This is a genomic window from Stenotrophomonas sp. STEN046, assembly GCF_056759755.1.
This window is the reverse complement of the sequence record NZ_JBRRDR010000002.1, coordinates 23982-37006: the sequence shown is the minus strand read 5'-3', so window position 1 is coordinate 37006 and position 13025 is coordinate 23982. Positions and strand designations below refer to the sequence as shown.

The window sequence follows — 13025 nt, the reverse complement described above, 5'->3', positions numbered from 1 at the left end:
ATGTTGCCAGGACTTGAAATGATGGCGTGCCCGGAGATGGCCGTATCGATGGACGTCATGCAGCACGTCATCAATGTGGAATCCTCGCGCAACCCCTACGCCATCGGTGTGGTCGGTGGTGCACTTGCGCGGCAGCCAAAGGCGCTGGATGAAGCGCTTGCCACCGTGCGCATGCTGGAGGAGAAGGGTTACAACTTCTCCATCGGCCTGGCCCAGGTCAATCGCTACAACCTGGCCAAATACGGTCTGGATTCGTACGAAAAGGCCTTCCAGCAGTGTCCGAACCTGCAGGCGGGCTCCCGCATCCTTGCCGAGTGCTACAAGCGCTCGGGCAAGGATTGGGGCAAGTCGTTCAGTTGCTACTACTCGGGCAACTTCGAAACCGGCTTCCGCCATGGTTATGTGCAGAAAGTGTATGACTCGATCCGTCGTGGACAGCAGGTTGCCTCCAGTGGCGTTGCGCCGATCGACGTGATCAATCGTGGTGAGCGCCGTACCGTCAAGGTGGAGCATCACCCGCAGCTGGCGTCTCCGGCACAGGCACGCATCGTCGCCCAGGCCAGTACTCCGGTGTATGTGCCGTCCAACGATCCGGCACGAGCCTATACCGTCTATCCGTCCACCGGTGCGATGGCGCGCAGCAGTCTGGTAAATCTTGCCGATCAGGCGCTGTCCCGCGTTGTGCTGGGCTCGGTGGATCGAATGATGCAGCCGGAAGGCCCGGCAGGCGCGGGCTATCCGCAGTCGCCGCAGCAGAATCCGCAGGTCAGGCAGGGGCAGGGTGGGCCTGTCATGCCGCAGCAGCTTCCCGGAGCCGTCGCCGGCGACGATGCTCCGGTCATGCTGCGCCCCTGGAGCGAGCGGAACGCACCCGTGGCGGGAAACGGCAACGCATACAACGCGCCAGCGGCAGCGCCGGTGCAACAGATTCCCGCAGGGGATGCGGCCTTCGTGTTCTGACGAAGTCGTGGTACGGCCAGTCCCCCGGCTGGTCGATTCAGTTGTGTTAGTCCATCAACAAGGAAATCAATCCATGAAGCGATCCAATCTCGACCTCGTCCAGGCCCAGCGCACGCTGAAGACCCTGCTGATGGCCACCTTCTTTGCTGGCGCCGTGTTTGCTCCGCAGGTGTTTGCCTCCGGCGCCACCGATTTCGGTGGCACCGACGAAAAGGTCTGCGGCTTCTTCAACAACATCAATGGCCTGCTGAATATTGCCTCGATCGCCGTGGTCACCATCGCGGTCATCTTCGCCGGCTACCAGATTGCGTTCGCGCACAAGCGCATCTCTGATGTCGCGTCGATCCTGATCGGTGGCGTGCTGATCGGTGCTGCAGGGCAGATCGCCCGCATGCTGCTGGGTGATGGCAGCGACGGCAAGTGCGGCGGCGGTGCTGCGGGCGGCATGGCCCTCCACATCCAGAACGCCATCCAGTACTACAGTGCATAAGAACGTTCTGTTCCGGGGTTGCACACGCCCAGCGATGTTCCTGGGCGTTCCCTACCTGCCGTTCTTTATGGTGGCCGGCGGGTTGCTGCTCTTGAGCATGTACACGAACTTCTGGTTCCTGCTGACCATTCCGGTGGCCATTTTCATCATGCGTCAGATGGCCAAGCGTGACGAAATGATCTTCCGGCTGCTGGGCCTGAGGCTGATGTTCAAGCTCCGGGTTCGCAACGTGCAGGAACACGAGGGAATGTGGGTTTTCAATCCGAATCATTACCGCAACAAACCGGCCCGAATGGATTGAGGGCTGGATCGGACCAGGTGGGCGTCAGACACCCACCTGGTCCACTCCGAATCTTCGTCGGCAGTACCCTTTGGAAGCAGTCGTATGTTCAGCCCAGATACGTCCATCAGCGAATTCATTCCCCTGTCCTCGCATGTAGCCCCAAACGTGGTGAAGACCACGGGCGGCGACTATCTGTTGACCTGGCACCTAGAGGGGTTGCCGTTCGTGGGGCGCGAGGAGTGGGAGCTGGAGCATCGGCACAACACCTTCAATCGGTTGCTGCAGACGCTGCGCGCGCCGGATTTCGTCAACGTCGCCTTCTGGGTGCATGACATCCGCCGTCGCCGCACGCTGAAGGGCAAAAGCAGCTACAAGCAGCGCTTCAACCAGGACGTGTCCGACCAGTACATGGGCATGCTGTCCTCGCAGCGCATCATGCAGAACGAGCTGTACCTGACCATGCTCTACCGGCCGGTAGTGGCCGGCAAGCGCTTCGTGGAGAAGTCGGCCAACGTCGACAAGCTCCGCGCCGAGCAGGAACAGGCCGTCGAGAAGCTGATGGAACTGGCTGGCAACGTCGAAGCCGTCATCCGCGACTACGCGCCGTACCGCCTGGGCATGTACGAAGCCAAGAATGGCGTGGTGTTCTCCGAGACCCTGGAGCTCTTCGGCTACTTGATCAATCGCATCGATGAGCCCGTGCCGGTGCTGTCGGCGCCAGTGAAGGACTACCTGCCGGTCAGCCGGCACATGTTCTCGGCCAAGACCGGCGACTTCGTGATCAATACGCCCAACGGCGTCAATCACTTCGGCGCCATCCTCAACATCAAGGAGTATGCCGAGGGCACCTACCCGGGCATCCTCAACGGCCTGAAGTATCTGGACTTCGAGTACGTCATCAGCCATTCGTTCAGCCCGATGGGGCGCCAGGACGCGCTGAAGGTGCTCGACCGCACCAAAGGCATGATGATTTCTTCCGGCGACAAGGCCGTCAGCCAGATCGTCGAGCTCGACCAGGCGATGGACCATCTGTCATCCGGCAACTTCGTGCTGGGCGAGTACCACTTCATCATGGCGGTCTATGGTGACAGTCAGGCCAAGCTGTCCCAGAACGTGGCTACCACCCGTGCCGAGCTGTCCAACGCCGGTTTCGTGACGACCAAGGAAGACTTGGCTGTCACCTCGTCGTTCTACTCGCAGATTCCGGCCAACTGGCGCTACCGCACCCGCCTGGCCAACGTCAGCTCGCTGAACTTCCTTGGCCTGTCGCCACTGCACAACTTCGCCACCGGCAAGCAGCACAACAATCCGTGGGGTGACTGTGTCACCACCTTGCAGACGACCAACGGCCAGCCGTACTACTTCAACTTCCACGCTACCCACCCATCAGAGAACTCGCTGGGTGAGAAGGCGATCGCCAATACCATGGTGATCGGTAAGTCGGGTACGGGTAAGACCGCTCTGATCAACTTCCTGCTCAGCCAGGTGCAGAAGTACGACCCATCGCCGACCATCTTCTTCTTCGACAAGGACCGCGGCGCAGAGATCTTCGTGCGTGCCTGTGGTGGCAACTATCTGGCCCTGGAGAACGGCGCGCCGACCGGCTTCAATCCGTTCCAGTGCGAGAACAACGAAAGCAATGTGCAGTTCCTGGCCGACCTGATCAAGGTGCTGGCAGGAAAGCGTGAGTACAGCTCCCGCGAAGAAGAAGATATCTATCGCGCGGTGGAGAGCATGCTAGACACGCCGATGCACCTGCGCAGCATGACCAATTTCCAGAAGAGCCTGCCCAACATGGGCGATGACGGCCTGTACGCGCGCATGCGCCGCTGGACCTCGGGCAACTCGCTGGGCTGGGTCTTCGACAACCCGGTCGATACCGTGGACCTGAGCAAGGCCAACATCATTGGTTTCGACTACACCGACATCATCGACAACCCCGAAGTGCGTGTGCCGGTCATCAACTACCTGCTGCATCGCCTGGAGTCGCTGATCGACGGTCGCCCGTTGATCTACGTGATGGACGAGTTCTGGAAAATTCTGGACGGTGAGGGTGGCCTGAAGGAGTTCGCCAAGAACAAGCAGAAGACCATCCGTAAGCAGAATGGCCTGGGCATCTTCGCGACGCAGAGCCCGGAGGATGCGCTGAAGAGCGACATCTCCGCAGCCCTGATCGAGCAGACCGCCACGTTAATCCTGCTTCCGAACCCGAACGCCAGCAAGAGCGACTACATGGACGGCCTGAAGCTGACCGAGGCCGAGTTCAAGGTGGTCACCGCCTTGGATGAGCGCTCGCGTTGTTTCCTGGTCAAGCAGGGTCACGCGTCCAGCGTGTGCCAGCTCAACCTCCGCGGGATGGACGACATTCTGTCGGTGATTTCGGCGTCCACTGACAACATCGACATCATGCATCGCGTATTGCAGACGGCTGCGGTACGCGCACGAGTGACGGTGGATGAACTGACGCCGGAACAGTGGCTTGAAGATTTCTACAAGAATCGAAAGGGTTCGGGCAAAGGGGCCCAGTCCGATGCCGCCTGACGGTGGCGCGCTCAGGAGACAGGCAAGTGGACGTCAATCAGCACAACAGGAGTTTCTTCATGGATAACGTCAAGCATCGGGCCAACGCCCGCAAGGTACTCAAGCCGGTGGCCAAAGTGCTCGGCGTTGCCTTGGCTCTTTCGGCAACGAATGCGGGTGCCATCGGCCCCGTGCAGGAAACCGGTCCTGCACTGTTCCAGCACATTTTCAACCAACTCAATACGCTCACATCCAAGATTCAGGAAAAGACCCAGTACATCAAGGAAAACGCGAACTGGGTGAAAGAATGGACGCAGACGATCAAGGAGTACCAGGAGCTTCTGGTGAAGATCCAGGGCATCACCAACGATTTCGGCCTGCCTGATGCCGCGCCGCTGACCCGGGTGACTCCCAAGTATCTGGTCGCTGAAACCTGTGGTACCGGCGCCGATCTGAAGAGCATGCTGACCTCCATCGTTTTCGATTCCACCGGTGACTGGAAGGATCAGCAGAAGCAGATCTGCGTGAATATCCGCATGATGCAGAATCGAAAGTACAACGATGCGGTCGATTTCATGGAAAGGACCGGGCCGTCCTTCATCAAGAGTCTCGATGAAATCGCTTCGATTCGTTTCGGTAGCAATCGCCTCGGTGACATGAACGCGGTTGCAAATGATTCGCTCCGTACCGCCAATGAGATGAACGCGTCGATCCAGAATTTCGAGTCACGCATCAAGGCGTACGACTCTTACATTGAGGTGATGGAAGCCAATCAGAAGATCGTGGCGCAGCAGGCATTGAAGGGCAAGAAGGGCCTGGCCAGTGATCTGGTCAAGACCGTCGCACTGAATGCAGCGCTGAGCATCAAGTGATCGAAGCCGGAATGCGTGGATGCACCTGCCGGGTAACGGCGCCCGGCGTGAAGGAATCAGACAGGAACATCAGGAATGAACATTCGATCGATCACAAGCTTTGATTTTTCAGGCGGCCTCCACGAGCTCCTGGGTTACGCCGTGCGGGTCCAGTCGATCGGGGACTTCGTCTTCTTCCGGTCGATCCTGTCTTACCTGCGCAAGCGGATCGACGATTTCGGCATCGAGTTGCTGGGCAACATGATGGCGTGGGTTGGCGGTATTGCGTTGACCCTGATGACCCTGTGGGTGCTCATCCAGGGCTTCCGTATCGTCACCGGACGCAGCCGCGACTCGATGATGGTTCTGGTGACCAACATGGCGCGTGCCGCGTTGATCGTCAGTGTTGCCACCAGCATGGCGATGTTCGGTGGCAGCCTGAAAAACTTCCTGATCAAGGACGTCAAGAACGAGATCACCTACGTGGTGACCGGCAAGAATGATTCGCCGGAAGACCAGATCGATAAGAGCCTGGCCTGGATGCAGGTGGGCCTGTCGAGCATTGATGCAATCAAGGTGCTCGATGACGGTAACCTGCGCGATGACAAGAATCGTGCCTTGTGGGCCGTTGGCCTGGGCACGGGTGGCCCGGCCGTGACGGCGGGTTCGATGCTGCTGCTGTACGAAGTCGCCTTGGCGTTGTTCATCGGCTTGGGTCCGCTGTTCATCCTGTGCCTGCTGTTCGATCAGACCAAGCAGTTGTTCCAGAAGTGGCTGTTCTACGGCATTGGCACGATGTTCTCGATGGCCGTGCTGGCGGCGATGATCTCCATTGCGCTCGACATGGTTATCCGTGTGTCGGCTGCATTCTGGACCAGCGCGTTGATCGACAAGTACCTCTTGGACCCCGAGGGCAGTGTCGACATGACCAGCCAGGCGCTTCAGCAGGGCGGCATGGGGTTGATCCTCACGACGCTGATTCTGACTGCGCCCCCAATGGCGGCGATGTTCTTCCAGGGCACACTGGGTGGCTTCATGGCATATTCGCAGATAGGCGGCAGCCCGGTTGCGGCTGCGCCTGGACCGAATGGACAGCCGCCAGGTAGCTATACACCGGCTCAGACCACTAATTCTGTCTTGCATCACAACTCGGCCGCAGCACAATCAACTGGTGGACGATCAGTCGATGACGGCGGTTCATCAGGTCCTGGAATGGGGCCTGGGACATATGGAAAGGCGCCAGGCAAATAACGTCTTTATAGTAGTGTTTGGCAGGATATTGGAGTCATTAAATGTATAGGTTGCTTTTTTTGATCGCTGCAATTGGCTTTCCTTTGAGTTCGTATGCGGAGGGGAGGTGTCCGCCTGGTCAATATCCTATCGGGAGTTCGAATGGTGTGCTTGGTTGTGCCCCAATTCCTGGAGGCAACGCAGGGCAGGGCGAGCAACAGGCGCCCGTTGCCACTGGCGAATGGGAAACTAGATGGGGTGCGGTCGCGGAAGATAAAGATTCGCAACCAGGAGTGCCAATGGCCACCGGGGCCGTGGTGGGTCAACCTTCCAAGCGGGAGGCAGAGGCGGTAGCGCTTGAAAGGTGTGAGCGGCGCGGTGGAAGAAAGTGCTATGTGCGGATGACCTACTACAATCAATGTGCAGCAATTGCGGATTTCACGTTTTCAGCTGGAGAGCACTTTCCAGCAAAGTCAACGGCGGTGAGTGCGAAGACGATAGATGAAGCGAAGGCTGCGGCGCTGAGTGAGTGCTCTTCGATAAACGGCGGTGGGAAGTGTGAGGTGGCCTATTCTGCTTGCAGCATGTCGGAGTTTAGGCGTTACCGTTAGTCTGTTATGAGAAGAATTTTTCGACTAGCTATCCGTGCGTGCTGATTTTTCAGGTTGATAAGAGTTCTCTTTTTAACTTGAAGCCACAGTCGAGTCTGTGTTAGGTGACATATTTTTATAAAGCCAGATTCGTGATCGATTTTGGCTTTTCTGAGGGAAGTGGTCAGACGTCTACTGGGCTGGAGGCCGCGTAGGAAATAGGCTGGATTTATGAGTGCTGCTTTTCGTCGATGCATTGTCGTCCTTGTGTGTTGTGGGTTGTTCTCCATTAGGGGCGCGTTGGCGGAGAGTGGGAGTTGTCCGCCTGGCTATTTTCCCATTGGTGGTCAAGGTGTCAGCGGTTGTGCCCCGATTCCAGGGGGAGCGACCGGAGATTCGAGCGCGCCTGCGCTGCCGCCGACTCCTAACGGTCGTTGGCACACAACTTGGGGTGCAATTTCTCATTCGGAATCCACCTCTGCTGTAGGGGTGTCCACAGGCCTTTACTCCGGGTGGGATGCGAAGCTGGAGGCATCCCGGAAGTGCCAAGCTGAAGGTGCGCAGGATTGCTCTGTTATTCTGACATACGCCAATCAGTGTGCTGTGTGGCTCGTTCCCAAGACGAAGAACTCTGACTCAAAATCGGGAATAGCTAGTGGGAAGACACTCTCTATCGCCAAGAGCAATGCGCGGCAGCAGTGTGTCGATTCTGGCGGAAAGCGTTGTGAGGTTTTCTATTCCAACTGCACGAAGCCTGAGTTCGAGAAGTTCTGAAGCTGCTGCTGTAATTGACGGGTCAGTGGTCAACTAATGTATTCGATGAAGGTAGGCTGCCAGATGTGCAGTTGGGCCTGCTGAGTATCACATTGGTGATGTCAGACCCCTTACTGTCGGTCATCTGCCCGGCAACAAGAGTTGAGCTTTGTCGGCGTTTGGCCACACCGCGACTGTGACAGTCGGCTCGATACTTTCGTTGTGGCGTCACTTATCGATCTGACGCAGTTGATCGTCCTGTCCCGTTGTACGATCAGACCAAGCAGTTGTTCCAGAAGTGGGTGTTCTATGGCATCGGCACGATGTTTTCAATGGCCGTGCTGACGGCGATGATCTCCATTGCGCTCGACATGGTTATTCGTGTGTCGGCTGCATTCTGGACCAGCGCGTTGATCGACAGGTACTTCTTGGACCCCAATGGCAGTGTCGACATGACCAGCCAGGCGCTGCAGCAGGGCGGCATGGGTCTGATCCTCACAACGTTGATCCTGACTGCGCCCCCAATGGCAGCGATGTTCTTCCAGGGCACGCTGGGTGGCTTCATGGCATATTCGCAGATAGGTGGCAGCCCCGTTGCTGCTGCGCCGGGACCGAATGGACAGCCGCCAGGTAGCTACATGCCAAGCACTCCGGAAAAGGGCGGCTCCACTCAAGGAGGGGCAAGTACTTCTGTTGGTTCCAATGTCAACGTAATGGGCAGTAGTTCAACGTCAGCCGTGGCGAGTCCCGACATGGGTCGTAAGGGCCTCGCGCCGCATTAATACTTGGCTGTAGATCAGCAGGAGCTTTGCAATGAGAGCAGTACAATTTCGTTGGAGTATGGCGCTACTACTCTTAGCGAGTGCGTTGATTCTAGGTAGCTCTCTTTCCGCTCATGCTGAGGGGCGATGCCCCCCCGGCCAGTATCCCGTGGGCGGGCAGGGCGTTGGCGGGTGCGCGCCAATCCCTGGTGGGCAGGGAGCGGCGGAGACCGGTCCTACGCCAATGGGCCGATGGATCAAAACATGGGGGGCAATTGCATTGGCTGACAACGGGGATGTGGGAGTCGCCCTGGGGAAGCGAGCGAAGTCAGAAGCATCCGCTGAGTCCTTGGCCAACTGTTCCGAGCGCGGCGCCTCAAACTGTGAGGTTGTACTGACCTTCAAGAATCAATGCACGGCGCTTGTTTCCCCCAGCGACGGAGAGTTGGGTGGCTCGACCTATGCGCGAGCTGGCTCTGTCGATGTTGCGATGGCAACGGCTATGAATATATGCACGAAGCGTGGAAGTAATGGCTGCAAAGTCATTTATTCAGGCTGCACTGAGCCGCTGTTTGAGAAATTTTAAACTATTTTTTTGGGCAATTTAGTGATTTCATCGAACGTGTGGTGGATTAGGTTGAAGCGCGGTCAGCCTCTGAAGTAATCGTGCCTTGTGGGCAGTTGGCCAGGGCGCCGGCGGCTCAGCGGTGACTTCGGGTTCGATGCTGCTGCTGTACCAAGTCGCCTTGGTGCCGTTCATCGGCTTCGGCCCCTATTGAGCAGCACGCAGGACATAGTCAAGTTCGTGCAAGAATCAACACGTCCGCGTAATTCTTCAGCCGATTCAATGTAGGGAAATCCCGATACGATGGCGAACCCTTGGGGGCTATCGTATTGCCTTCGGGTGCTCTCGATATGCGCCCGGTCTGCCAATCATTGGAGAAAAAGCATGCCGCAACGCATGAAGCACATGGGATGTGGGCTGTTGCTCGCGCTGCTCGCAAGTGGTGGGGCGATCGCACAGCAGAAGTCTGGCCTGGAGGGGTTGCCGCCTCCGGGAACGATGACTGCACAGATTCCCGAAGGAAGGGAAATGTTCATCGGCATGGCGGTGAGCGATGCCAAGCAGCAGATCGCAACCGCCGTCGGCGGTTCGGAGGTCGAGGCCAAGCTGATGGCGCGACGCGACTGCAGCAAGAAGTGGGGCGAATGCGAAGATCTGGTTGTCTTCCCGATCCGTCACCACTGCATGGCGATCGCCAGCGACGCAGACTCCCGGCCCAGTGTCCGGGCAACATTCGTCGAGGCAGGTGATGGTCGTACAGTGAAAGCCGATGAGCTGAGCCGCAAGGCCATGGATCGTTGCCAGGCTTCTGGTGCGAAGAAATGCGGAGTGCAAAGTGAATACTGCTTCTGACCGCGGCCTGCGATGGTTATGTGCCGTCCTACTCACGTCTGTCGTGGTGCCGGCGATGGCCCAGGACGGGCGCCAGGCACAGATGCAGCGACATGCACAGAACGTCAACAATTATGTGCAGTGGCAGCAGAGCCAACAGGCCAGCAGCTATGTGTACACCGAGGAGGACTATATCGCCGACCAGATTGCACGAAACATCGCTGCAGCCCGGAACGCGCAGCTGAGGAAGGATGCGAAGCGTGACTGGTGGGGGGCGCTGGCGGTCAATACCGAAGATGGCTCTTGGTTCGTCCATCTCAATGATGAAACCAGTGACGATGCGCTGACCAACGCCATGAAGGCATGCAAGGGCGTCTGCTACCCGATCGTGACATTTGCCAACACCTGCGTGGCGCCGGCGTACAGCGGACAGGGCGGGATGTACCTCGGACATGGCGGAAGCAAACAGGAGGCAGGCGCCGCAGCCAACGCCGCCTGCTCGGGTGCAGGCGGCGAATGCAAGAGTCCGCCCGAACAGGCGTTCTGTACGGGCTGGAAGCACGGGTATAAGGCGGCAGAGCGCTTCATCCAGCGCGTTTCATTGAACGTGCTGGGCAAGGTGGCTGATCCCAAGTTCGAACCATTCCCAGGCGCCGCGGAGTTCATCGCCAAACCCCTTGAGAAGCGGGGTACATCCACTGGCACTGCTAAGGATGGACGCATGGTCGCGAACATGGCGCAGGCGTGGAGCGCGATTGCCGCAGGCAGCGCGCCCAAGGCCTATGCGATCCACTTGGGGGTGAACGAGCGCGATGCGCGCGATACTGCGGTCAGGCAGTGTGGGTCCAGCGATTGCAAGGTGGTCGCAGCATTCACCCTTGGCCAATGCGCAGCGGTAGTACGCAGCCGCAGCAAGGGCAGCGACGTAGTGCAGACCTTCGCGGGTGTGGCCAAGACGCTGCCCGAAGCAGAGGAAGCGGCGGTAGGCGACTGCATAGAATCCGAAGCCAGATACTGTCCGTTGGTGTTCAACAACTGCATGTGACTGGCTGTGGGGGGAGCGCCGAAGAGCCGGGGCGCAGGTGTGGAACATGAACGTCGCTGGCCGCCGCCAGCCCTGGCGACGATCTGTGCTGACAATACATCGTCTTCTGTGATCAAGAGCGCTTTTTACTCCTTCCTCCCTTCGACGCAACCGGCCCCCTCGCGGTAAGCTCTCCGCGCGTCAGAAAAATGACGCGCCGGCGCTATCGATTGCAGGAGCTTTTGCGTCCATGAGGACCCTGTCTGCCCGTCCAACGGATGACGCTTGCCACCATCGCGGCTGTGGTCTTTCCGGGGCTATCATCGGCCTTCGCGGAGTGGCCGGTCGCTGCCAAGATGTACAACTGCAGCGCAGGCACCGGCAAGACGACATTGAAGGAGTGGGAGGGGATGGACGACAGGCGTGGCGCACACATGGACGATGCCCTGGCATTTGTTCCGTCGGGCGCAAACCTGCTGGAGGCCGTCAGGGGCGAACTCAGCGGCGATGGCACCGAGTACCAGTTGCTGGTGATCGACCAGCCCTTGCCGGAGGGACTGGTCCCGGGCCAGCACGGGCCGAACCGGGTGCTGCTGTTGCTGCGCGGTGACGGCCGCGGACGCTGGCAGCTGGCCGCCCGCAACGACAAACTGGTGCCGTGTTCTACCCGGGGTGGCCTGGCTGGCGACCCTTTTGCGTATGCAATGGTTGAGGAAGACACCTTCAGCGTGATCACCAACGGCGGCAGTCGCCAGCGCTGGAGCAGCACCTATACCTTCCGCTATGCGACGGCGGATCGGGCGTGCTGGGTCGATGGTGTCAGACGCAAGGTCGTGGATATCGAGACCGAAGCGATGAACATCCGGGATTTCTCGGTGGCCGAACTGGGACGGGTGCGCTTCGAGGACTTCGACCCGTCCTCTGTCGCCGAGGTGTCGCTTCCATGAGCCATGCTCCAACCGGCGGAAAGGAATCCGCGCTGATGAGAATTCAGGAGTTGCACTGTGTCGACCGATAGAGAGTCGCAACTGCTGCGGCAGGCGACGAATGCCGGTATCGAGTCCCCCCGTGAACTGGCCAATTTCATGGCACAGGCCGGGCACGAATCGCGTGGGCTGAGCCGGCTCAACGAAAGCTTCAACTACACCCGGGGTATCTCGCAGATTCCGGTGGAAGCCGCTTGGCGCAATGGCAGTGACACGCTGGAGTCTGCGCGCCAGGAAGCGCTGCGCGGCCGTCCCGAGGGTCTGGCCGAGCTGATGTACGGCGGCCGCATGGGCAACGATACGCCCGGCGATGCGCTGAAGTACCACGGGCGCGGGTATCTGCCATTGACCGGCAAGGAAGACTACGAGCGCGCCGGCAAGGCGCTGGACCTGGACCTGCTCAATCAGCCGCAACTGGCGTCGCAGCCTGAGCATGCCGGGCGGATTGCCGTGTGGCAGTGGCAGAGCCGCGTGCCGGAGCAGGCACGGGAAGACGTGCGGGAAGCGACCTATGCGATCAACGGCGCCCTCAACGGCGTGGAGGATCGCCTCAAGCGCTTCGAGGCGTGGCAGCAGAAGCTGACGCCGGACGTGATGGACCGGCTTGCGCGCGGCGAGGTAGGCGAGCGGGCGCAGCTGCCGGAACCGGAGCGCCCCCGCGACATGTCCGATCCGTCCCATGCGGGCAACCGCCTGTTCACCGATGCGCGCGGCCACCTGCAGCAGTTGGGGCCACAGAGCGGCCTGCGCAGTGCGCAGGAACTGGACAATGCGGCAGGCGCACTGGCGCTGAGCGCACAGAGGGCGGGAATGAGCCGCATCGATCACGTGGTGGCGGGTACCGATGGCAGGGCGCTGTTCGCGGTGCAGGGCGCCATGGGTGACCCCGCGATGCAGCGCTCGATGGTGGAGCGTGAGGCCGCCGCCCAGCAGCCGCTGGAGCAAAGCAGCCAGCAGCTGGCGGCCGATGCGTCGGCACGCCAGGAACAGGCGGTTTCGGTAAGCCGCGAGCAGGAGCAGAATCGCTCGCGTTCCATGTAATCTGGGCACCGCCTGCAGGTCGGAGACCGGCGGGCCCATCGCACGACGCCGGGCACCTTCGGGTGCGGATATGGATCTCTTTTGTAAGGACACAACATGCGAAATGCTTCCCTGATTTGCCAGGTTCGACCGGGCGCACG

Annotated in this window: 14 protein-coding genes; all 14 read left to right on the top strand. The window is 59.5% G+C overall.

The window, feature by feature from the left end; all coding sequences use genetic code 11:
• On the top strand, positions 1 to 960 hold the full coding sequence (locus ACVOLJ_RS01485) for a lytic transglycosylase domain-containing protein (RefSeq protein WP_481563272.1): 960 nt from the start codon (positions 1 to 3) through the stop codon (positions 958 to 960).
• 73 nt (positions 961 to 1033) lie between these two features.
• On the top strand, positions 1034 to 1450 hold the full coding sequence (locus tag ACVOLJ_RS01480) for a TrbC/VirB2 family protein (RefSeq protein WP_222389030.1): 417 nt from the start codon (positions 1034 to 1036) through the stop codon (positions 1448 to 1450).
• On the top strand, positions 1443 to 1751 hold the full coding sequence (locus ACVOLJ_RS01475) for a VirB3 family type IV secretion system protein (protein WP_154880788.1): 309 nt from the start codon (positions 1443 to 1445) through the stop codon (positions 1749 to 1751). The genes ACVOLJ_RS01480 and ACVOLJ_RS01475 overlap by 8 nt, the downstream gene beginning before the upstream one ends.
• A gap of 84 nt (positions 1752 to 1835) precedes the next feature.
• On the top strand, positions 1836 to 4274 hold the full coding sequence (locus tag ACVOLJ_RS01470) for a VirB4 family type IV secretion/conjugal transfer ATPase (protein WP_481563271.1): 2439 nt from the start codon (positions 1836 to 1838) through the stop codon (positions 4272 to 4274).
• Positions 4275 to 4333: 59 nt separating this feature from the next.
• Positions 4334 to 5125 (top strand): hypothetical protein, encoded by a 792-nt coding sequence (locus tag ACVOLJ_RS01465; protein ID WP_481563270.1) that lies wholly within the window; start codon positions 4334 to 4336, stop codon positions 5123 to 5125.
• Positions 5126 to 5200: 75 nt separating this feature from the next.
• Entirely contained in the window at positions 5201 to 6355 is a 1155-nt protein-coding gene (locus ACVOLJ_RS01460) for a TrbL/VirB6 family protein (protein ID WP_475280512.1), read from the top strand.
• A 41-nt stretch (positions 6356 to 6396) separates the two neighbouring features.
• Entirely contained in the window at positions 6397 to 6945 is a 549-nt protein-coding gene (locus tag ACVOLJ_RS01455; protein ID WP_475280511.1) for a DUF4189 domain-containing protein, read from the top strand.
• A 210-nt stretch (positions 6946 to 7155) separates the two neighbouring features.
• Positions 7156 to 7698 carry a DUF4189 domain-containing protein gene (locus tag ACVOLJ_RS01450; protein WP_475280510.1) on the top strand — a complete coding sequence of 181 codons (543 nt, stop codon included), beginning with the start codon at positions 7156 to 7158 and terminating at the stop codon, positions 7696 to 7698.
• A 245-nt stretch (positions 7699 to 7943) separates the two neighbouring features.
• Positions 7944 to 8459 carry a type IV secretion system protein gene (locus ACVOLJ_RS01445; protein WP_475280509.1) on the top strand — a complete coding sequence of 172 codons (516 nt, stop codon included), beginning with the start codon at positions 7944 to 7946 and terminating at the stop codon, positions 8457 to 8459.
• 31 nt (positions 8460 to 8490) lie between these two features.
• Positions 8491 to 9024 carry a DUF4189 domain-containing protein gene (locus tag ACVOLJ_RS01440; protein ID WP_475280508.1) on the top strand — a complete coding sequence of 178 codons (534 nt, stop codon included), beginning with the start codon at positions 8491 to 8493 and terminating at the stop codon, positions 9022 to 9024.
• Between the two features lie 363 nt (positions 9025 to 9387).
• On the top strand, positions 9388 to 9855 hold the full coding sequence (locus ACVOLJ_RS01435) for a DUF4189 domain-containing protein (RefSeq protein WP_475280507.1): 468 nt from the start codon (positions 9388 to 9390) through the stop codon (positions 9853 to 9855).
• The gene (locus ACVOLJ_RS01430; protein WP_475280506.1) at positions 9839 to 10879 is read left to right on the top strand and encodes a DUF4189 domain-containing protein; all 1041 of its coding nucleotides are present in this window, start codon (positions 9839 to 9841) and stop codon (positions 10877 to 10879) included. Before ACVOLJ_RS01435 ends, ACVOLJ_RS01430 begins: the two co-directional genes overlap by 17 nt.
• A gap of 389 nt (positions 10880 to 11268) precedes the next feature.
• Complete coding sequence (locus ACVOLJ_RS01425) at positions 11269 to 11805, top strand: hypothetical protein (RefSeq protein WP_475280660.1); 537 nt, start codon at positions 11269 to 11271, stop codon at positions 11803 to 11805.
• Positions 11806 to 11862: 57 nt separating this feature from the next.
• Positions 11863 to 12885, top strand: coding sequence for an XVIPCD domain-containing protein (locus ACVOLJ_RS01420; RefSeq protein WP_475280505.1), 1023 nt, complete (start codon positions 11863 to 11865; stop codon positions 12883 to 12885).
• Positions 12886 to 13025 lie beyond the last annotated feature (140 nt).